At 45.4% G+C, this 20,082-nt stretch carries 18 protein-coding genes; 4 read left to right on the top strand and 14 right to left on the bottom strand.

Annotation, left to right across the window (positions count from 1 at the left end; translation table 11 throughout):
• Position 1: 1 nt before the first annotated feature.
• The 3 genes from cysK to ACH6CZ_RS08690 form a co-directional block, all read right to left on the bottom strand.
• Positions 2 to 922 carry a cysteine synthase A gene (gene cysK, locus ACH6CZ_RS08700; RefSeq protein WP_374097040.1) on the bottom strand — a complete coding sequence of 307 codons (921 nt, stop codon included), beginning with the start codon at positions 920 to 922 and terminating at the stop codon, positions 2 to 4.
• Entirely contained in the window at positions 923 to 1,396 is a 474-nt protein-coding gene (locus ACH6CZ_RS08695) for an S-ribosylhomocysteine lyase (RefSeq protein ID WP_374097039.1), read from the bottom strand. It lies immediately after the preceding gene.
• Positions 1,397 to 1,595: 199 nt separating this feature from the next.
• Positions 1,596 to 2,231, bottom strand: coding sequence for a methyltransferase domain-containing protein (locus tag ACH6CZ_RS08690; RefSeq protein WP_374097038.1), 636 nt, complete (start codon positions 2,229 to 2,231; stop codon positions 1,596 to 1,598).
• 182 nt (positions 2,232 to 2,413) lie between these two features.
• Between ACH6CZ_RS08690 and ACH6CZ_RS08685 the strand changes: the two genes are divergently transcribed.
• A complete protein-coding gene (locus ACH6CZ_RS08685) occupies positions 2,414 to 3,058 on the top strand; it encodes a peroxiredoxin-like family protein (protein ID WP_374097037.1) in 645 nt (214 codons plus the stop codon).
• A gap of 125 nt (positions 3,059 to 3,183) precedes the next feature.
• On the opposite strand, the gene ACH6CZ_RS08680 is transcribed toward ACH6CZ_RS08685, so the two are convergent.
• From ACH6CZ_RS08680 to speE, 5 genes are all read right to left on the bottom strand, one after another.
• A complete protein-coding gene (locus ACH6CZ_RS08680; RefSeq protein ID WP_374097036.1) occupies positions 3,184 to 4,095 on the bottom strand; it encodes a hypothetical protein in 912 nt (303 codons plus the stop codon).
• 122 nt (positions 4,096 to 4,217) lie between these two features.
• The gene (argS, locus tag ACH6CZ_RS08675; RefSeq protein WP_374097035.1) at positions 4,218 to 5,888 is read right to left on the bottom strand and encodes an arginine--tRNA ligase; all 1,671 of its coding nucleotides are present in this window, start codon (positions 5,886 to 5,888) and stop codon (positions 4,218 to 4,220) included.
• Positions 5,885 to 6,316, bottom strand: a complete 432-nt coding sequence (locus tag ACH6CZ_RS08670) for a YwiB family protein (protein ID WP_374097034.1) — start codon at positions 6,314 to 6,316, stop codon at positions 5,885 to 5,887. The genes argS and ACH6CZ_RS08670 overlap by 4 nt, the downstream gene beginning before the upstream one ends.
• A gap of 699 nt (positions 6,317 to 7,015) precedes the next feature.
• A complete protein-coding gene (speB, locus tag ACH6CZ_RS08665) occupies positions 7,016 to 7,888 on the bottom strand; it encodes an agmatinase (protein WP_374097033.1) in 873 nt (290 codons plus the stop codon).
• Positions 7,889 to 7,900: 12 nt separating this feature from the next.
• The gene (gene speE, locus ACH6CZ_RS08660; protein WP_374097032.1) at positions 7,901 to 8,731 is read right to left on the bottom strand and encodes a polyamine aminopropyltransferase; all 831 of its coding nucleotides are present in this window, start codon (positions 8,729 to 8,731) and stop codon (positions 7,901 to 7,903) included.
• Between the two features lie 682 nt (positions 8,732 to 9,413).
• Between speE and ACH6CZ_RS08655 the strand changes: the two genes are divergently transcribed.
• Complete coding sequence (locus tag ACH6CZ_RS08655) at positions 9,414 to 11,462, top strand: transglycosylase domain-containing protein (RefSeq protein WP_374097031.1); 2,049 nt, start codon at positions 9,414 to 9,416, stop codon at positions 11,460 to 11,462.
• A 160-nt stretch (positions 11,463 to 11,622) separates the two neighbouring features.
• Here ACH6CZ_RS08655 and ACH6CZ_RS08650 read toward each other — a convergent pair whose 3' ends face one another.
• The gene (locus tag ACH6CZ_RS08650) at positions 11,623 to 12,138 is read right to left on the bottom strand and encodes a YwhD family protein (RefSeq protein WP_374097030.1); all 516 of its coding nucleotides are present in this window, start codon (positions 12,136 to 12,138) and stop codon (positions 11,623 to 11,625) included.
• Between the two features lie 315 nt (positions 12,139 to 12,453).
• Here ACH6CZ_RS08650 and ACH6CZ_RS08645 point away from each other — a divergent pair, with 315 nt between their 5' ends.
• Complete coding sequence (locus tag ACH6CZ_RS08645) at positions 12,454 to 12,639, top strand: 2-hydroxymuconate tautomerase (RefSeq protein WP_374097029.1); 186 nt, start codon at positions 12,454 to 12,456, stop codon at positions 12,637 to 12,639.
• A gap of 331 nt (positions 12,640 to 12,970) precedes the next feature.
• On the opposite strand, the gene ACH6CZ_RS08640 is transcribed toward ACH6CZ_RS08645, so the two are convergent.
• The 5 genes from ACH6CZ_RS08640 to ACH6CZ_RS08620 all read right to left on the bottom strand — a co-directional run bounded on the left by ACH6CZ_RS08640 (position 12,971) and on the right by ACH6CZ_RS08620 (position 18,822).
• A complete protein-coding gene (locus ACH6CZ_RS08640) occupies positions 12,971 to 14,836 on the bottom strand; it encodes a PTS fructose transporter subunit IIABC (RefSeq protein WP_374097028.1) in 1,866 nt (621 codons plus the stop codon).
• Entirely contained in the window at positions 14,836 to 15,753 is a 918-nt protein-coding gene (gene pfkB / locus ACH6CZ_RS08635; RefSeq protein ID WP_374097027.1) for a 1-phosphofructokinase, read from the bottom strand. The genes ACH6CZ_RS08640 and pfkB overlap by 1 nt, the downstream gene beginning before the upstream one ends.
• Positions 15,750 to 16,499: a DeoR/GlpR family DNA-binding transcription regulator gene (locus tag ACH6CZ_RS08630; protein ID WP_374097026.1), complete on the bottom strand. Its 750-nt coding sequence runs from the start codon at positions 16,497 to 16,499 to the stop codon at positions 15,750 to 15,752. The genes pfkB and ACH6CZ_RS08630 overlap by 4 nt, the downstream gene beginning before the upstream one ends.
• A 499-nt stretch (positions 16,500 to 16,998) precedes the next feature.
• Entirely contained in the window at positions 16,999 to 17,499 is a 501-nt protein-coding gene (locus ACH6CZ_RS08625) for a YwgA family protein (protein WP_374097025.1), read from the bottom strand.
• A gap of 15 nt (positions 17,500 to 17,514) precedes the next feature.
• A complete protein-coding gene (locus ACH6CZ_RS08620) occupies positions 17,515 to 18,822 on the bottom strand; it encodes an HD domain-containing protein (protein WP_374097024.1) in 1,308 nt (435 codons plus the stop codon).
• Positions 18,823 to 19,367: 545 nt separating this feature from the next.
• On the opposite strand from ACH6CZ_RS08620, the gene ACH6CZ_RS08615 reads away from it, so the two are divergent.
• Positions 19,368 to 20,057: an RsfA family transcriptional regulator gene (locus ACH6CZ_RS08615; protein ID WP_374097023.1), complete on the top strand. Its 690-nt coding sequence runs from the start codon at positions 19,368 to 19,370 to the stop codon at positions 20,055 to 20,057.
• Positions 20,058 to 20,082 lie beyond the last annotated feature (25 nt).

Here is a 20,082-nt window from a genome sequence, read left to right as displayed (position 1 = left end):
TTTAACCACCTTCATATATATTCTGACTCAGATAGCGTTCACTGCTGTCTGCAAAAACCGTTACAATATGACTACCTTTTTCAGCTGATTCCGCTTCTTTCAGTGCCGCATGAAACGCTGCACCGGATGAGCTGCCGACAAGCAGACCTTCTTTTAAAGCCAGTTCTTTTACCCAGTAAAAAGCGTCCTTGTCATCTATTGTATGAATCGCATTAAAAAGTTCGCGGTCCATATATTCAGGGAGGAATTCCATACCGATTCCTTCTGTTTTATGCGGACCGGATTCGCCGCCATTAATCGTCGAACCCTCAGGTTCCACGATGACCGTTTTGATCGCAGGATTCTGATCCTTTAAGTAACGGGCATTTCCCATAAATGTACCACCGGTTCCTGCGCCTGCTACGAAAATATCAATCTTTCCGTCGAGGTCGCGCCACAATTCAGGACCCATCGTTTTATAATAGGTCTCCGGGTTGGCGGGGTTACCGAACTGCGCCGGGGAAAATGAATCAGGCGTCTCACGCACAAGCGCTTCCGCTTTTGCAATCGCACCCTTCATTCCTTCAGCAGTCGGCGTATTCACAACCTCTGCACCTAGAGCACGCATAAGCGTCTGCTTTTCCACGCTGAATTTTTCAGGTGTTACAAAAATCACCTTAAAGCCGCGTCCAACAGCCGCAAGCGCAACACCGATGCCTGTATTTCCGGCAGTCGGTTCAATAATCGTACCGCCTTCTTTCAGCTCACCGCGCTTCAGTGCATCTGCAATGAGCTCCATTCCGAGGCGGTCTTTCACACTGCCGCCCGGATTAAAATACTCCAGTTTCGCAAAAATCCGGCATTCGTTAGGAACCGGAATGCCGGAGATTTCTACGACCGGCGTATTGCCGATCAATTCGTGCACACTTTTTGCCACGTTCATTTATGCTTCCTCACCAAAAACGTCTTTCCACTCATCGCGTTTCGCAAGCATATCAGCAGCAATTTCCTTGGCACCTTCAAGGCTGTGGTTCGCTGCCCATCCGCACTGAACTTCGTTGCACGCCGGTACTTCGTCAGCTTTTAACACGTCATTCAGCGTTGCTTCGATCGCATTCAGAATTTCATCATAATTGTCATGGTTAAGCACCGCAAGATAGAAACCTGTCTGGCAGCCCATTGGACCGATATCAACCACATTATCGAGGTGATTACGGATATTCTCAGCCATTAAGTGCTCAACTGAATGGAGGCCGTCCATTGGCATATGCTCTTTATTTGGCTGCTTAAAGCGCAGATCATACTTGTGAATTTCGTCGCCGTTCTGCCCCTTCGTTACGCCAACAAGTCGTACGTAAGGTGCTTTTACTTTCGTGTGGTCAAGATTAAAGCTTTCTACATTCATTTTTTTCGTCATGTGAAATCTCTCCTTTGAAAGTGTAGTTGTGTTTATGATAACTGGTCCGGTGATGGGATGTACAGGGATTCCCATTGATGTTTACATGATTTAGGCGTCTCAGTGAGGTCGGGGTTAACTATGACACTTTTAGAATCATTCTAAAAGTGAACCACACAACTCCGATCCGGATGTGCCGCCCCAATCATTTATAACCCCACTACTTCTTCACTGCATGAATCAGCCAGACATATTCGTTCAGTCTTTTAAATGAGGTGGCAAAGCCTGCTTCGTCCAGCAGTCCATTCATCACCGGGATGGTTGTATAGTATTCTCTTTTCAGGTCTTCCAGCAGATTGTGGTAGCGCTGTTGCTCAACTTTTTCCCATTGAGCAAGTTTAGCTTCTGTTGTTTCAAATATGGTATCAGCAAATACAATTTGTCCGCCTGCATTCAGTTTGGATGCATAAATTTTTGCTGCTTTTGCTTTCTCTTCATCTGTTAAATGATGAAATGCATATGTGCTGACAAACGTCTCCGGCTGCTCGGTTAATTCAAAGTCCAGAAAGTCTCCATCCGAGATATTTAAAGCAGGAAAACGCTCCAGCGTGCGTAAGCGCATGGCGTTGTTTGGTTCAAAGGCTGTAACATTAAGACCTTTTACTAAAAGTTTTTCAGTCAGGTTGCCTGTCCCTGGACCAAATTCAATTGTATGTCCAGTGGCTTTAGCGGCTACTTCTTCAAGAATGGTGTCATAGTGTTCGAAAACCGCTGCGTATTCTTCATCCTGTCCGCTGACTGATGCATCATAGCTGTCTGCCCATTCATCAAAAATTTCTACAAATTCGCGTCCCATTTCGGGGTCCACTCCATTCAAATTTTATTATTCTTATCAACATACTCGGAATTAACCGGGACGGTGATTATATTATCAAAAATTAATCATGTTGTCACGTAAAATTATTCCATGAGCAACATCCGTGATAAAATCCGGCTGATCTGATATGTTTTTTGTGAATCATTGAAGGAGGGAATAGCATGTCTGTTTTATTAGAAGAAATTAAAATCTATAAAGATCAATTCAAGAAAAAAGCACCTGAAGAAAAGCAGCGATTAATGGCTCAGGCTACGAAAGAACTTGAGGAATCAGGTGTTGCTCAAGGTTTGAAAGCAGGAGATCAGATCCCTGATTTCACTTTGCCTGATGCTACCGGAAAGCAGGTTTCTATTAAAACTTTATTATCTCAGGGGCCTGTGATTCTTACGTTTTATCGCGGGGGCTGGTGTCCATATTGCAATCTTGAATTGAAGGCATATCAAAATAAGCTTTCAGACATCGAAGCTGCAGGGGCATCACTCGTTGCCATCAGTCCGGAAATACCTGATGCTTCATTGAATACAAAAGAGAAGAACAATCTTGAATTTACTGTATTAAGCGATGCGGGCAATAAAGTGGCAGATCAATTTAACCTGGTCTTTAACATGCCTGATTATCTAATTGAGATTTACAAAAGTTCAGGTCTTGATGTAGCAGGTCATAATGGAAATGACGACTGGGAACTGCCTAAACCGGCAACTTTTGTGATTGATTCCACAGGTAAGATTCTGTTTGCTGAAGTGAATGCTGATTATACTTACCGCACACCACCTGAAAAAGTCATTGAAATTGCTAAAAACATTTAGTTAAAAAGCTGGACTCTTTAAATAGAGTCTGGCTTTTTTGACTCAGTGGGGACGGAGTTCAGTGCGCCACTTTTAGAATCATTCTAAAAACAAACCACAATTCCGCCCCCAATGTGCCGCTTTATTCATCCCCCAACTAAATACTGCGGCGGATGACATGCATTTACAGTCAAATAACTCTGCCATTCTTTTTTGGATTGCTCCCACTCGACCGGATACTGTCCCCACTCCCATGAAGGATTCCAGTAGCCTTCCTGTTTCAGTTGCTCAGCATACCACCTGGCGTTTTCTTCAACCAGATCTTCAAATTCTTTATATAGAGGTGATTGAGTATTTGTGATGATTTGAAGTGGCTGCAGGCCGTAACCGCTCCATTCTGTTGGATTTTTAGTGAACTGAACATGCGTCTTGATTTTATGCATAATTTCTTCTTTTAGCTCAACTTTTGGCGTGAGTTCTGCTAGTCGGTAAAAGCATTGGATTTCGTGCATATCCCATTCAGTAATTTCACGCAGCCGGTTGATCACATTTGTTTCAAGCTTTGCTGTGAACATTGAACCCGGCTGGCACCTCTGAAAGTAGCCGAGTATTTCTGCTGAAGGGTTGCCGGGCGTCTTTTCAAATCCGGTTTCCCCAACTTCATTAACGGTCCACCATGGCGCCCGTGGAACATGATTCACAATTGCCGGTACAATCGGAAACAGTTTTTTCTCACCGTTGTACTGCTTTTCAAGGTAGTTCATGGCTTTTGTAATCATTGTATGCCTGGCGCTGATCGGCAGCTGCATCACATATTGGAGCGCAACGGTTGTGTCAATGACGCTTGAGTCAACCATTCTTCGATCGGGTTCAATGGCATGTCCAAAACCGCCATCCCGGTTCTGGTAAGCTTCCAGCGCATGAATGACACTTTCCGGACTGCCTTCTCCCTGTCTAAAAGCATGAAAAGCCTGATCTACTTTCCTTGCATCACGTGATATGTATAGATTAATTGCGATTTTCTGATCTCTTGTCAAATAGTTGTTTAATATATTCATTTTCTCGCCTCCAAATATTTTTATTCGGGGTAAACGTGAGAAAATCCTTCACACAAAAAAACTGCCTCATGAAGAGACAGTTTTTTGCAGCGAAGTCTGGGTCTGACCCATACTTCACTCGTTTACATCTGCTCAGGTGCCGCTACACCGATCAGCTTCAGTGCGTTGCTGATTGTCTGGCGTACTGCCTGGATAAGGTTCAGACGTGCTTTTGTGAGCTCAGGTGCTTCTGGATCGAGTACTTTGTTCGCATTGTAGAAGCTGTGGAATGCTGATGCAAGCTCGTTGATATAGGTTGCTACGCGGTGCGGCGTACGCATTTGTGCAGCGGTGCCGACTACCTGCGGGAATTCACCAAGCTTTTTCAGCAGGTCAATTTCTTTTTCTGTGCCGATCAGTGATACATCAGCCTGATCCGCAAAGCTGAAGCCCTGCTCCTCTGCTGAACGCAGAATGCTGCAGATACGCGCGTGTGCGTACTGTGCATAGTACACAGGATTTTCATTGGATTGAGATACAGCAAGGTCCAGGTCAAAGTCCATATGTGAATCGCCTGAACGCATGGCGAAGAAATAACGTACTGCATCAAGTCCAACCTCATCAACAAGTTCACGCATTGTCACAGCTTTACCAGTACGTTTACTCATCTTCATTTTCTCGCCGTCTTTATAAAGCTGAACCATTTGAATGACTTCAACTTCAAGGTTTTCACGGTTATAGCCAAGCGCCTCTACAGCCGCTTTCATACGCGGGATATAACCGTGGTGATCGGCACCCCAGATGTTGATCACTTTATCGAATCCGCGCTCGAACTTATCACGGTGATAAGCCAGGTCAGGTGTCAGATACGTATAAGAGCCGTCGTTTTTAATCAGAACGCGATCTTTATCATCACCAAGCTCGGTTGAACGGAACCAGGTTGCTCCTTCTTCTTCGTAAATGTGACCGTTGTCTCTTAACACTTTTAGTGCGTCATCAATTTTCCCGCTCTTATAAAGTGATGTTTCAGAGAACCATACGTCAAATGGTACACGGAATGCTTCCAGGTCATCCTGAAGCTTTTTCAGCTCGTATTTTAATCCATATTCACGGAAAAACTCGTAGCGTTCTTCTTCAGATGCATTCACATACTTATCGCCGAATTCTTCAGCAAGCGTGTTGGCAATGCCAATAATATCCGCACCGTGGTATCCGTCTTCAGGCATTTCCTTATCCTGACCAAGCGCCTGGAAGTAGCGTGCTTCAACAGACAATGCAAGGTTGTGGATCTGGTTGCCGGCATCGTTAATATAGTATTCACGTGTCACATCGTAGCCTGCTTTTGCAAGAACGTTAGACAGTGAATCACCAACTGATGCACCGCGCGCATGGCCAAGGTGAAGGTCTCCTGTCGGGTTTGCTGATACAAACTCAATCTGCACTTTTTCACCGGCGCCTGTATCAGTCTCACCGTAAGCCTCTCCAGCTGTCAGGATTGACGGGATCAGATCAGTCAGGTACGAGTTATCCATGTAAAAGTTGATGAATCCAGGACCCGCGATATCAAGCTCTTTAATAGAAGCTTTTGTCTGATCAAAGTTGTCAACGATATCCTGCGCAATCTGACGCGGCGCTTTTTTTGCCACGCGTGCAAGCTGCATCGCCATATTTGTTGAGAAGTCACCATTTGCTTTGTCTTTAGGTGTCTCTAAAATTACTTCAGGCAGCTGCTCTTCAGTCGCGAGCTCCGCTTTTAATACTGCATCTTTAATTTCCTGCTTCAGTTTTTCCTGTACATCCAATGCAATGGTCATTGCACAGCCTCCTTGTAATCAATTGTCATTTTATAAGTGCCAACACTCGAGCCCTGCATTTCAAGACCGTACGTAATTTGGAAACGTCCGTCTTTTTTGCCAGGCGTATGGTGTGTGTATGCTTTTGTATTTGTTAAGAGAGAAAGTGTGCCATGCTCACTTTCGTAAGAGCTCATCATTTTATCACCGCGCCTGAAAGCAAGCCGCATTTTAACCGCTCCGCTGCGCAGGATCACTGCACTGTCTTCTTCCATTTTCACAATGGTCCGGACTGTGCCGCCGTTTTGCTCTTCTTCATATTTTAAATAGTCAATGTTGTTTTTTTGAATCCATTCCCCTTCAGACTTCAGGGATAGTTTTTCCTTTGAGCCATCGGGCTGCGTGATCACTGTTGTCAGATGAATGGATACGGGTGTTGCGTTTTCCATCTTGCTCACTCCGTTTCGCTCAATTAATAACCTTTCTATTATAAAAGAGGGTGGGTGTAAAATGCAATGGAAGTTGTGGGGGTTGAGGAGAAAAATTCGGTTTACTTTAATAACGCTGACCCTTTCCGCGGGGGACTGCGCTTTCCTGCCCCCGGGCGGTGAGCCTCCTCAGCTTCGCTTCCGGGGTCTCACCTGTCCCTTGCTGGGGCGGGAGTCTCCGTCCCCAGCGGAAAGGGTCAGCTGAGTGTGCATTGATCTACTGCTTACTTCATTGAAATTTGCTCGAATATAGTATTTCTAATGTGGATGGTGTGGAAGCTCGAGTGCTGTATGATCGCTGGCGAACGTCGTATTCGCACTGGTGACGTAGTGATATACCTGGGTTGAGTGCTGTAAAACGTCCAGCGACTGTTATATGAGCCTAATTGAATGACATGATAATAAGTTTCACTATTTCCCCGCTATTTAAAAACAGAATAAAAGCTCTCTGAAAATGAATTTACTTAGTTAAACAATATCTATATTAAAATCTTAGTGCAGCGAAGCGTAAGGGGGCGACTCCTGTGGCAGGAAGGGACAGGTGAGACAAAGCACGGCGAAGCCTGCTGGCTCACCGCCCGGCCACGGAAAGCGTCCCCCTGAAGCGCAGCGAAACGACTAAGAGGATGAGACACATTTGTCCCACCCTCTCTAAATTCGTTATTTCACAAACCCTAACAGCATTTCACGAAGCATTTTACTCGCTGTGTTGGCTGTTTGTTCTGAGTGGTCGTAGACTGGTGCGACTTCGACCAGGTCTGCACCTACCACGTTTACTTCTGATCCTGCGATTGCGTGTATTGATGCCAGCAATTCACGTGATGTGATGCCGCCTGCGTCAACTGTGCCGGTACCTGGTGCGTGTGCCGGGTCGAGTACATCGATATCAATCGTCACGTATACGTTGCGGCCTGCTAGTGTTGGCAGGATTTCTTTTAGCGGCTCAAGCACTTCAAATTTTGAAATGTGCATACCGTTTTCTTTTGCCCAGTCGAACTCTTCCTTCATGCCTGAACGAATGCCGAATGAGTAGACATTTTTCGGACCAATGTGTTCAGCAATTTTACGGATCGGTGTTGAGTGGGAAAGCTCTTCGCCTTCGTAATCTGTGCGGAGGTCTGTGTGCGCGTCAAAATGAATGATAGCAAGATCATCATACTTTTTCGCAACAGCCTTCATCACAGGCCATGAGACAAGGTGCTCCCCACCCATGCCTAACGGAAACTTTCCGTCTTTTAAAAGGGAGTCGATATATTCTTCGATTAAGTCGATGCTTTTATAAGGATTGCCGAATGGCAGCGGGATATCGCCTGCATCAAAATATTTTACTTCGTCAAGCTCGCGGTCGAGGTACGGACTGTATTCTTCAAGACCGATTGATACCTCTCGGATACGGGCTGGACCAAAGCGCGATCCCGGACGGTAGCTGACTGTCCAGTCCATTGGCATGCCATAAATCACTGCCTGGCTTTCATCATAGTTCGGGTGACTTTTGATAAAAACATTCCCTGAATATTGCTCATCAAATTTCAATGTGGATGCCTCCTATTCAGTTAAGTCTTTCACGAATTTTGGCAGTACGAATGCTGCGTTGTGAAGCTCTTTTGTGTAATACTTCGTATCAATTTCATGGAATCTTTCTTCTGCAACTTTTAATGGATCATGCTTTTTAGATCCAAGCGTGAATGCCCACAGACCACTTGGGTACGTTGGGATATTTGCTGTGTACAGACGTGTGATCGGGAAGATTTCTTTCACGTCGCTCATGACCTGCTTGATCAGGTCAGACTTGAACCATGGGTTATCTGACTGGGCAACGAAAATGCCGTCTTCCTTCAACGCTTTTGAAATACCTGAATAGAAGCCTTTTGTAAATAGGTTAACAGCCGGTCCTACAGGCTCTGTAGAATCAACCATGATCACGTCAAATTCATTTTCGCTTTCAGCAATGTGCATGAAGCCGTCTCCAACGATGACTTCCACGCGCTCGTCTTCAAGGTCTCCTGCGATTTCAGGAAGGTATTTCTTTGAGTATTCGATTACCTTGCCGTCGATTTCAACAAGTGTTGCTTTCTTTACTGAAGGGTGCTTAAGTACTTCACGGATCACACCGCCGTCTCCGCCGCCTACAACGAGTACGTTTTCAGGGTTTGGGTGTGTGAAAAGTGGAACGTGTGCAACCATTTCGTGGTATACGAATTCGTCTTTTTGAGATGTCATAACCATGCCGTCAAGGAATAGCATGTTGCCCCATTCTTCTGTTTCAGCCATGTCGAGTTGTTGGAAGTCTGTTTTTTCCGAGTGTAGTGTTTGTTTGATTTTCATTGTGATACCGAAGTTTTCGGTTTGTTTTTCTGTAAACCAGAATCCGCCCATTTTGCATTTCTCCTTTTTAAATGAAATTGTTCTTCATAACCGCTTTTGGTTTCCGTGGAAGACTGCGCTTTCCTGCCCCCGGGCGGTGAGCCTCCTCGAGCTTCGCTCTGCGGGGTCTCACCTGTCCCTTCCTGGGGCGGGAGTCTCCGCCTTCCACTCCAACCAAAATCTGAAATGGATTAAGAATAGATGTACCTTTAAAAACTTTATACTCACAACCAGTATGTGGTTTAAAAACAATGTTTAATTCGCTACTTTGTGTGTTTTCCACGTTGGTTGAAAAGAAAACACACATGAGGAAAAGTATAGACTTTTTTGGGGAGAATTCAAGATGTTTTTTGGATTGTTTGGGATGGTTGTATGAATTTTTTGAGGCGGTTTTTGGGGTTGATGCAGTTGGGTCACTGGCTTTGGGTTTGTGAAGGGCATGAAGAGGGTGTGGCAGGGGGCATTTAGCGAGTGGATTTTGCTGGATTGCGACGGGTTGCCGGGTGTATTGCTACAAGTTGAGTGTGGAATGCTACAACCTGGGACTGGATTGGTGCAACTTTCCGGGTGTATCGCTACAACTTTAGCAAAGATTGCTACATCTCGGGAAAGAAACAGGATCCAGATTTCAAATAAGTAGATTAAATCCTAACAACTCTGCACATACTAGATTTAAAAACAGGAGGCGGAGCCGTTGGGACGTGTTTCGCGGAGGAGACGGAGGAAGCGCATCAGGATTTTGCAGCTTGCTCTGCTCAGTATGATTACGTTCGTATTTTTATGGGGTGCTTCAGTCACTATGCTGTACTTTTACGCTAAAACGACCGGGCCCCCTTCTATTGCCGTTACGCAGTCTACACTACTGTTTGACGGCGAAGATCAGCTGATCGGGGAACGGTCGTCTGGTGAGAAAAGGTACTGGAAATCACTTGATGATATTTCCCCATTTGCGGTTGATGCCGTGATTGCGGTTGAGGACCGGAAATTTTATGATCATAAAGGCTTTGATTTTAAAAGAATTGCCGGTGCTGTTGTTGCTGATATAAAGGCAATGGCGAAGGTGCAGGGTGCGAGTACGATTTCACAGCAGTATGCGCGCAACCTGTATTTAACGCATGATAAGACATGGGCGAGGAAAATAAACGAAGCTTTATATACGATCCGACTGGAATGGAATTATGAGAAGGAAGATATTCTTGAAGGCTATCTGAATACGATTTATTACGGGCATGGACGTTACGGCATTGAAGCAGCAAGTCAGTATTATTTCGGGGTTTCTTCAGATGATTTGACACTTGCACAGGCTGCGATGCTTGCAGGTATTCCAAAATCCCCTTCCGGCTATTCGCCGGTCGATTATTTTGAACAGGCAAAGGAGCGGCAGGAGCTTGTGCTTGCTGAGATGCTTGAAAATGGAGATATTACGGAAGCACAGGCTGAAGAAGCCGCTCAGGAAAAAATACAGGTGACTGCTTCCCCTCCTTCAGAATTTCTCGGGTCAGCTCCCTATTTTCAGGAAGCCGTGTGGAAGGAGCTTGAGTCGATTGAGCTTGAGCCGTACTATCTGAAATACGGTGGGTTGAAGATTTATACGACACTTGATACCGAGCTGCAGATGATTGCAGACGAGGTTGTAAAAGAGAATATGCCTGCAACTGAACTTGAAGTGGCGTTTGCTGCTATTGATCCCGAGAGTGGTGAAGTAAAAGCAATGACCGGCGGACGGGATTTTGAGAAAAGTCCATTTAATCGGGTGACACAGGCGTTCAGGCAGCCGGGTTCCACCATGAAGCCGATTTTATATACGGCGGCGCTTGAAAAAGGGTTTACCCCTGCTACAACGATGCGGAGTGAGCCCACCACTTTTGTCTATGATGAAGGACGAAGTGAATATGCCCCTCAAAACTTTAACCAAAAGTATGCGAATGACGCGATTACGCTTGCTCAGGCGATTGCGATTTCGGATAACATTTACGCGGTCAAGGCGCACGAGTTTCTTGGGAGTAACGTATTAAAGAGTCAGGCAAAGGAATTCGGCTTAAGTACGCCGGTTGACGAGGTGCCTTCAGCTGCACTTGGAACGTCTGAAGCGGTTCCGCTGGAGTTGTTTAATGCGTATTCCGCCTTTGCAAATGGGGGCAAAAAAGTGAATCCGGTGCTGATCAGAAAAATTGAGGCGCCTGATGGAGAAGTCATTTATGAAACGAAAAAAAAGGCAAAGCGGATCATGGATGAGCAGCAGGCGTTCGTGATGACGCATATGCTGACAGGGACGTTTGATCCTGCGCTGAATGATTATTCGACTGTGACGGGGATTACGCTTTTAGATGAAAAAACGCGTGAATATGCAGCGAAGTCGGGTACAACTGACACCGACCAGTGGATGATTGGCTTTTCTTCGGCACTGACAGCCGGTGTGTGGACAGGCTATGACGATTCCAGAACGCTTACCCTGACTGAGGATAAGCAGGCAGCAAAATGGATCTGGCTTCGCTTTATGGAGCGGGCCCATGCAGAACGTCCCGAAGAATTTTTCGTTCCGCCGCCTGGTGTTACAGCTGTTCAAATGGATCCTCATACAGGTCTGCTTGCCGGAGAGTCCTGCAGTAAAAGGACCGCTTATTTCGTCGAAGCAACTGCACCGCTTGAAGATTGCGACGGGAATACCGCTCCGCCGCCGGGCGAACCGGTGAACGGTCATACTGAGGAAGAAAACTGGTTTGAGAAATGGTTTATGGAGTGACATTTTTGCGCGCAAAAAGACCCGAGGTGTGCGGCCTCGGGTCTTTTCGTGTCCTAGCTACATATTCAATGCAACTGTTAAGTAATTTTACTCTCTTTTTTTCCCTCTAGCAATAATCGGTGACAGTTTTCTACAATCCGTCACAATTTGTTCACGAATGTCATTTTTCTGTTGACAGCAGCGCTTCGTGAAGCTCCGGCTCAGAGGCATTCCAAAATGCTTCATTGTGTGCTTTCAGGAAGTCTGCCAGCACTTTTTTAGACGTATCATCCATATGGTCGACAATGATTTTACGCTTCATTGATTTATCCATCAGGTTGACATGATCCGCAAGCACCTTATAGCCTCTGCGCTTTTCAACGTTTACAACCATTTCACATGCAGTCACGCCGGCGTAGTAAGGCCCTTCAGGTTTCCGGTCAATTGTGACCCAGACGAGCCAATAATCCTTCCCGCCTTCAGAGTCTTCACGGTTTGTTGTAAATTTGATGCGCTTTTCCACTTTGGATCTTGCGTGCATGGCACCGATATCAACTTCTGCTTCCTGTTCTGCAACGTCTACGATGACTGGTGATACGTTATCCAGACTGAGTGAGCCGACGCCAAAGCCACCGTGACCGTCTGTCGGGTCGTTTTTAATGATGTTGAAGCCGATGTTTTTCTTTTTGTCTGACATGTATGTTCGCTCCTTTACGTGTTGCTCTGTTAATATTGGCTGTTGATTTCCGCTTCAGGCGGACGCTTTCCGTGGCCGGGCGGTGAGCCATGATCGTCTCACCTGTCCCTTCCTGCCACAGGAGTCGCCGCCTTAAGCTCCAATCACAGCTGTGCAGGTATTTCGAAAGTGTTCCCAACCAAAATCAACAAGTCAATCTTTACTTTATGTAAAAGTATAAAAAATCATATACAATAAATGTGCGTTATCGTATTTAATTGTATCATATGAGGTCAGTTGAAAACGATGAATACACTTTGAGGGGAGATCTTTGAGATGCCGATTGTGACAGTAAAAATGATTGAGGGTCGCAGTGATGACCAAAAGAGAGCGCTTGTTAAAAAGGTGACAGATGCAGTGGTTGAGACGACTGGTGCAACGCCCGATAAGGTGTCGATTATTATTGAGGAAATGAAGAAGACGGATTATGGTGTTGGCGGCACAAGAGTAAGCGATCAATAAGAAAAGTGGAAGCGCCTTGTTCAAACCCGACAAGCATAAGGCGACCTGAGAGAAACGGGTGGTTTTCCCCGTTTTCTCAGGTTGACTTATGACTTGAGGGCTTAGTCGCTGGAGCTGGACAATAAAATTAGTGAGACAAAAAACTTCCTCAGGCTTCGCCTGGAGGAAGTTTTTTGGCGCTATTGCGCATAGGTCTAATTTCACTATTCTAAGAACCAGGCCAGAATTTCTCCGAACCACCCGGTTCATTCCATGAACATCAGATATTATTCTGCGAACCAGACTGGTTTTTCTAAGAACATAACGTCCTGATCTATGAACCACACACCACTTACCCCACAACCGGCTTCTTCAAGAACCCAACTGTTAGCGCAGTGACAACCGTTCCAGCCACAATCGCAATCAGATACAACAGGATATTAATCGCTGAACCTTCAAGTGTTGGGAATACGAAGATTCCGCCGTGTGGTGCGCGTAGTGCAAGGTCAAACCATAATGTCAGACCACCTGCGACTGCTGATCCGGCGACTGCTGAAGGAATGACGCGCAGCGGATCAGCTGCTGCGAATGGGATCGCACCCTCTGTGATGAAGAATGCACCAAGGAAGTATGCTGAAACCCCTGTTTTACGCTCCTGCTCATTGAACTTTTTACGGAAAAGTGTTGTTGCCAGTGCCAGTCCAAGCGGCGGCACCATACCACCAGCCATCACAGCTGCCTGTGGTCCGAACTGACCGTCTGCTGCAACTGCAAGCGCGAACGCATAAGCTGCTTTGTTAATTGGACCACCCATATCAACAGCCATCATACCTCCAAGCAGTAAGCCAAGAAGTGCAAGGTTACCTGTTCCAAGACCACCTAACCAGTTAATAACGCCCTGGTTAATCGCGCTCAGCGGCTGAACCGCCCAGTACATAATCAAACCTGTAATCAAAATACCAAACAGCGGATAAATCAGAACCGGTTTTAACCCGTTAAATACTTGTGGCAGATTAGCAAATACGCGCTTTAATCCAAGGACTAAGTAACCTGCAAGGAAACCGGCGATAATCCCGCCAAGGAAACCTGCGTTACTTGAAGCTGCCATCAAACCGCCGACCATACCCGGCGCAAAGCCCGGACGATCTGCAATACTCATCGCGATAAATGCTGCGAGTACCGGAATAATCAGTGCAAATGCGTTGTCGCCACCGATATAGCTTAAAATATCACCAAGCGCTGAACGCTCACCTGTAAGCTGGTCTTCAAACATGAAAGATAGTGCGATCAGGATTCCCCCACCTACGATAAACGGAAGCATATTTGATACTCCGTTCATCAGGTGTTTATACACGCCTGAACGTCCTTTTGCCTGACCTTCTTCCTTCTTTTCACCTGATCCGCCGCTGCCCTGGTAAACAGGTGCATCCTGCTTAATCGCGCGGTTGATCAAGGTTTCAGTTTTACGGATTCCGTCTGTTACAGGGACTTCAATGACACGCTTCCCTTTAAAACGTTCCATTTCAACCTTTGTATCAGCTGCTACGATAATCGCTACAGCGTTTTCAATTTCTTCCGCAGTGAGCACATTTTTCGCGCCGTCTGAACCGTTCGTCTCAACTTTAATCGGCACATTCATTTCTTTTGCTTTATTTTTCAGTGCATCAGCTGCCATATATGTGTGCGCGATGCCGGTTGGACAACCCGTTACTGCTAAAATTTGTCCTTGCACTTCGCCCGTTGACTGCTCTTCTTCCGCTTCCTCTTCTTCAAAGCTTGAGATCAGCGCAATCACTTCATCAGGCGTTTTTGCATCAAGCAGCCCCTGTTTCACTTCGTCTTTTAAAAGTAATACCGATAAACGGCTAAGCGCCTTTAGATGTGTATCGTTTGCGCCTTCCGTTGCTGCAATCATGAATACAAGGTGCGCCGGCTGTCCATCAAGCGACTCATAATCAAGTCCTTCAACTGAACGTCCAAATGCAATCGCAGGCTCTTTTACCGCCTTCGTCTTTGCGTGAGGAATCGCTACGCCTTCTCCAATACCGGTTGTTGTTTGGTCTTCACGTGCCTGAATCGCTTCGCGGTATGCTTTTGGATCCGCAAGCTTCCCTGCGCGGTCTAACAGGCTGACCATTTCATCAATGGTGCCCTGCTTATCTGTTGACTTTAGTTCAAGGTTAATTGTGCTTTTTGTGAGTAAATCTGTAATCTTCATTATACTAACCCCCTTATTTGTACCATTGGCAAGTAGTGATCAATTTGTTCTTTAACAGCAAGTCCTTCTGAAAATGCGGTTGCTGCGCCGCATGCCATACTGAGCGCAAATGTTTCTTCTAATGAATAACCCTTTTCAAGACCTGCAAGGAATCCTGCAACAGACGAGTCACCGGCGCCTACGCTATTGATCAGCTCACCTTTAGGTGGCGTGGCGACGTATGTGTCCTCACCTGCAAATAAAACCGCTCCATGCTCAGCCATTGAGACCATCAGATAGTCAATATGGTGATCCTGATAAAACTGCCTTCCATAAATGACCGCTTCTTCAACAGTCTGAATATCCCGGCCTACATAGCCGCCGAGCTCCTTATGATTCGGTTTAATCAGCGTTAGCGGTGTCCCGAGTGCCGGCTCAAGCAGTGATTTTTCAGAATCAATAACGACATGCATCTCATTTTGATAAGCCGCTGCTGCAAGCTTTCCGTATAAATCCCGCTCCACACTTGAAGGAATACTCCCGGCCAGCACAAGCGTATCGCTTTTTCCATAACGGCTGATAAGCTCAATCAGTTCACTGACTTTTTCAGCTGAAATGACAGGTCCGGCAGCATTAATTTCCGTTTCTTCATTCGTCTTCAATTTGATATTGATACGGGAATGGTCTTCAACATGAATGAAATCCGCTTTAATCTGTTTTTCTGCTAACGTCTCTTCAATGAACCTTCCGCTGAATCCGCCAGTAAAGCCCGTTGCCGTACTTTGAACATCAAGCTCTTTTAGCACCTGCGAGACGTTAATCCCTTTTCCGCCTGCATAAAATGTCGTCTGGTCCGTTCTATTTAAATGTCCTTCGTTGAACTGTTCAACGCGGACCACATAATCCACTGATGGATTGAGCGTTACAGTTAAAATCATATTTCCACCTCTTTTACATTCGTATGGTTCCTATAGAGCGCTGCGTTTTCCTCAAACGTCTCAGTAATAAGCACCGCTTCACCTAATTCGCCAAACCTTGCAAATGCAATTTCACCAATTTTTTCTGAATCCGCCAGCACAAAAGCTTCCCGCGAAAGACTGATCGCCGCTGCTTTCACCTGTGCTTCTTCAGGATCAGGCGTGGTGTAACCCGACTCATAATGGACACCATTCGTTCCCATAAATGCTTTATCAAATCTGTAGCCGTTCAGCGAATCAATCGCCCCTCTTCCAATCAGCGCATTTGTCTTCGGCTTCACAGCGCCGCCCGTCAGATAAGTCCTGATTCCTTTTTTCATCAAGGCTTCAATATGCATCAAACCGTTTGTCACAACAATGATGTCTCCCTCAGGTAAATGAGGAATCATATGATTTGTGGTTGAACCTGCATCAATGAAAATACAGTCACCTTCTTCAACAAGCGCTGCCGCTTCCTGAGCGATCCGCTGTTTTTGATGAAGGTTTTTGACTGATTTTTCTTCCATACCGGGTTCATCCATTTTCCGTTCCATTCTTCTGGCCCCGCCGTGGATTCTTTTAATGAATTTCTTTTTTTCAAGTTCAGTCAGGTCACGTCTGATCGTTGATTCCGAGGCACCCGTGATATCGATAAGCTCCTGGATCTTTACTGTCTCAAAGGATTTCAGCTTATCTAAAATGATGGAATAACGCTCTTCAGTCAGCATATCCATTCTCCTTTTCGTGTTGATTGTAATTTCATTATAAAGAGAACGCTTACATAAATCAATCATTTTCTTTCAAAAACATTCAAAAACGTTCATTTAATTTTGACGCGCTTTCTATAACGGGTCATTTCCGCTTCAGGGGGACGCTTTCTACAGGATCGGCGGTGAGCCTCCTCGCGCTTCGCACTGCGGGGTCTCACCTGTCCGATTTCTCCTGCTGGAGTCGCCCCCTTACGCTCCAATAAACCTTAGTGGGTCATAATGATTTTGATCACTTTTAAAATATTTTGTCCAAACTGACATGGATCTAATGACATGAAGCGTCGAAGTTTATGTGTTAAGTGGCGAACCACCCGGTTTATCCGTCGAACATAGGATATTCCCCGTTGAACCGGACATATTCCCGGCGAACACCCGCCTGCAAACGTCGCACAACCTTCCGCCCAAGAACAAAATTTACACAAAACAAAAACCCCTCCAACTAGGGAGAGGTTCTCATTTAAGATAATGTCTTCAAATGCGCTATGTAAGCCAAAGCTTCCTGACATTCATCATCTGTATAGTTCTGTTTTTCTTTTACTTTTCTTACTTTTTCAATACACTCCTGCTCTTCCAGAGAATCAAAGTAAAGAATGGTTGAGACAAGTTCTAAAAATCTTGAGGATTGCTGGTTGAGGTCTGTCAGGAACGGCTGAAGCTCAGCTGACGGCAGCTCCTGCGATGCGAGAAAGTTTCTTCCCTCATCTGTGATTTCGTAGCGGTACTGGTAATAGCCGCTTTTCTTTTCGTTAAATTCTTTTAGGAATCCCATATTACAAAGCTCTTCCACTCTCAGCGTCAGTTCTTCTGAATACGGTCCGAAGAAATGGAACTGATATTTTTCATGGAATGCATAGTTGTGTTTTTTGGCGATAAAAATGATCTTCTGCAGCTTTTTTCTACCGACAATTTCATCTACTGCTGAAAATGCCTGCATGAGCCGGGCGTGATCCTTCATCATTGAATTTCTCCCCTTTTAGCGTTCTGTTACCCCGAGAATGTCGAGGATTTTCTGTTTTGTTTCTTTATGAGATGTATCATCCATCAGACAATCTTTTGGATAATATAATTTATGGTCTGTTCTTCTTTTCCCAGAAATCGCGTCTACAATCTCAGATTGGCGTGAAAGTTCTTTAATTTCACCGCCAGGCATTAATAAATGGATCGGAACTCTTTCCTCTTCTTCTCCAGGCCGGTAGAAATCATACGGCAGATCAGAAGATGAGTCAACCACCAGATAATAGTCCGGATCAAGCTCAGCCTCTTTAAACAGCTGTTCAAGCTGGTTTAATTTTTTATATTCCTTTGAAGGATCAAATTCCACATACTTGAACAGTCTGCGCTGCATAAAACGGTCACAGAGGTCTCTTAAAATCGGATCCTTTTCATCTTCCCACATCTGAAAATAGTAAGTTACGACTGACTCATCAAGGTTTAGATAATCTTTTAGCGTCACGTTACCGGTAAACATTGATTTAAAGTGACGTGGCTCGTATGCAAATTTATACCCTTTGCTGCTCAATTCTTTTGCACGGTGAAGAATTTTTGTCAATATGACTTCAGAGCTTCTGGTAACCGGATGGAAATACACCTGCCAGTACATCTGATAACGGCTCATAATATAGTCTTCCACTGCGTGCATCCCGCTCGATTTAATCACAACCTGATCATCCACCGGTCTTAACACACGCAAAATTCTTTCCATATCAAAATGACCGTAGCTGACCCCTGTAAAGTAAGCGTCACGCTGCAGATAATCCATTCTGTCAGCGTCTATCTGACTTGAGATCAGGCTGATCACCTGTTTGTTTTCATACGTTTTGGCAATGACATCTGCCACTTTCTGCGGGAAATCAGGCGACACTTTTGTCAGTACCTGATTCACTTGAGTATCACCAAGAATGATCTCCTGCGTGAAATCTTCATGGTCCAGCTCAAACACTTTTTCAAATGAATGTGAAAATGGCCCGTGCCCAAGATCATGCAGCAGTGCAGCACACAGGCATAACAGGCGCTCACTGTTGTCCCATTCAGGTCGTGGTGCAAATACGTCATCCACAATTCGGCGGATAATTTCATATACACCAAGCGAATGGTTAAAGCGGCTGTGTTCTGCTCCGTGAAAAGTCAGATAAGTTGTTCCAAGCTGGCGGATTCTTCTCAGACGCTGAAATTCACGTGTTCCGACCAGATCCCAGATGACCTGATCCCGCACGTGGATATAGCGGTGGACGGGGTCTTTGAATACTTTTTCCTCAGCCAGTTTTTGCTGCGCATACGTCATGTGTGTCCCTCATCTCTTTCGTTATCTAACATTATAACGGGTTATTTTTTTACTTCACGTCTTGACAAATTTCAAGTTTTTTCAAATGCCGGCGTCTCAGTTTTTGAGACGGGGAAAAATTTTTATTAGGAAGTACTTTCATTACCGCTAGTCCTTTTCGTGGAGGACTGCGCTTTCCTGCCCCCGGCCGGTGAGCCTGCTCGAGCTAAAGCTCTGCGGTCCATCCTTTTCCGGGGCGGGAGTCTCCGTCCTCCACTCCAAGGACCAGCTAAGAGAGTATAAAAATTAAATTCCTGCTAATTACTATTATAAATGTTAACAAATATTTACCCTCTTTTTGAAAGTAAAACAGCCGTCCACTTTGTACCGAACGGCTTTTATGTATGGTTAAATTCAATATTGTTTACTACCTGTCATTGTACCTGAGATGAAAGTACGGTTTCAATCTTGTGCTATGGGAATCTTTTTTTGAGAGTGGGATGTATAAAACTTTTACACCAGGGAGAAAATGATAGCAGAAAGATTCAAAGATTGGAGTGACGAGGATGAAAAACCGTCAGGATGCTTGGATGGAAGAGGATGATTTGCTGCTTGCAGACACTGTGCTGCGGCATGTGAGAGAAGGAAGTACGCAGCTGAATGCATTTGAGGAAGCCGGAGATAAGCTCGACCGGACTTCAGCAGCCTGTGGATTCAGATGGAATGCAGTTGTGCGCAGTCAGTTTGAGCAGGCTTTAAGTCTTGCAAAAAAGCAGCGCAAACAACGTAATCGACTGCTTGGTAAGGATCATTCCGGTAAAAAGAAGGTATTATACCGGCCTGACTTTTCTGTTCCGGAAGGCTTTGAACCGGAAGAACACGTTTCAATGAATGAAGAAATAGCAGAGGAAACTGCACCAGCTTTTGCACAGCCTGCCCCTCAGCCTGAAAAGCGCGTATCAGAACTGTCATTAAGTTCGGTAATTGCGTTCCTTCAGCAGCTCGATCGCACCGGCTCACTGCAGGTTTCTGACAGGCTATCCACAGAAGTGAAAGTCTGGCAGGAAAAATACCGCTCTCTCGAAAAGAAAATACATTATTTAGAAGAACGCGAGTCTGCCATGAAAGAGGATTATGATACACTGATGCAAATCATGAACCGCGCGAGAAAGCTTGTGCTATTTAACGAGCAGGAGCATGCGAATACTTTTAAGATGGACCGGAATGGGAATTTGGAAAAAGTTGCGGAGCACTGAGAAAAGCGGAAGGCGCTCGTTCAGC

It is taken from the genome of Jeotgalibacillus sp. JSM ZJ347, assembly GCF_044383825.1.
GTDB lineage: Bacteria > Bacillota > Bacilli > Bacillales > Jeotgalibacillaceae > Jeotgalibacillus.
Note: the sequence above shows the minus strand (reverse complement) of the source record. Positions and strands in the feature narration are given on the sequence as shown.

Excerpts from the sequence above, each read along its gene's own strand:
- cysK (WP_374097040.1), bottom strand. The coding sequence starts at position 922 with ATGAACGTGGCAAAAAGTGTGCACGAATTGATCGGCAATACGCCGGTC.
- ACH6CZ_RS08630 (WP_374097026.1), bottom strand. The coding sequence starts at position 16,499 with ATGCTGACTGAAGAGCGTTATTCCATCATTTTAGATAAGCTGAAATCC.
- pfkB (WP_374097027.1), bottom strand. The coding sequence starts at position 15,753 with ATGATTTTAACTGTAACGCTCAATCCATCAGTGGATTATGTGGTCCGC.
- ACH6CZ_RS08695 (WP_374097039.1), bottom strand. The coding sequence starts at position 1,396 with ATGACGAAAAAAATGAATGTAGAAAGCTTTAATCTTGACCACACGAAA.
- ACH6CZ_RS08625 (WP_374097025.1), bottom strand. The coding sequence starts at position 17,499 with ATGATGAAGGATCACGCCCGGCTCATGCAGGCATTTTCAGCAGTAGAT.
- ACH6CZ_RS08645 (WP_374097029.1), top strand. The coding sequence starts at position 12,454 with ATGCCGATTGTGACAGTAAAAATGATTGAGGGTCGCAGTGATGACCAA.
- ACH6CZ_RS08620 (WP_374097024.1), bottom strand. The coding sequence starts at position 18,822 with ATGACGTATGCGCAGCAAAAACTGGCTGAGGAAAAAGTATTCAAAGAC.
- ACH6CZ_RS08640 (WP_374097028.1), bottom strand. The coding sequence starts at position 14,836 with ATGAAGATTACAGATTTACTCACAAAAAGCACAATTAACCTTGAACTA.
- speE (WP_374097032.1), bottom strand. The coding sequence starts at position 8,731 with ATGGGCGGATTCTGGTTTACAGAAAAACAAACCGAAAACTTCGGTATC.
- ACH6CZ_RS08680 (WP_374097036.1), bottom strand. The coding sequence starts at position 4,095 with ATGAATATATTAAACAACTATTTGACAAGAGATCAGAAAATCGCAATT.
- ACH6CZ_RS08650 (WP_374097030.1), bottom strand. The coding sequence starts at position 12,138 with ATGTCAGACAAAAAGAAAAACATCGGCTTCAACATCATTAAAAACGAC.
- ACH6CZ_RS08690 (WP_374097038.1), bottom strand. The coding sequence starts at position 2,231 with ATGGGACGCGAATTTGTAGAAATTTTTGATGAATGGGCAGACAGCTAT.
- ACH6CZ_RS08670 (WP_374097034.1), bottom strand. The coding sequence starts at position 6,316 with ATGGAAAACGCAACACCCGTATCCATTCATCTGACAACAGTGATCACG.
- ACH6CZ_RS08615 (WP_374097023.1), top strand. The coding sequence starts at position 19,368 with ATGAAAAACCGTCAGGATGCTTGGATGGAAGAGGATGATTTGCTGCTT.
- argS (WP_374097035.1), bottom strand. The coding sequence starts at position 5,888 with ATGACCATTGCATTGGATGTACAGGAAAAACTGAAGCAGGAAATTAAA.
- ACH6CZ_RS08685 (WP_374097037.1), top strand. The coding sequence starts at position 2,414 with ATGTCTGTTTTATTAGAAGAAATTAAAATCTATAAAGATCAATTCAAG.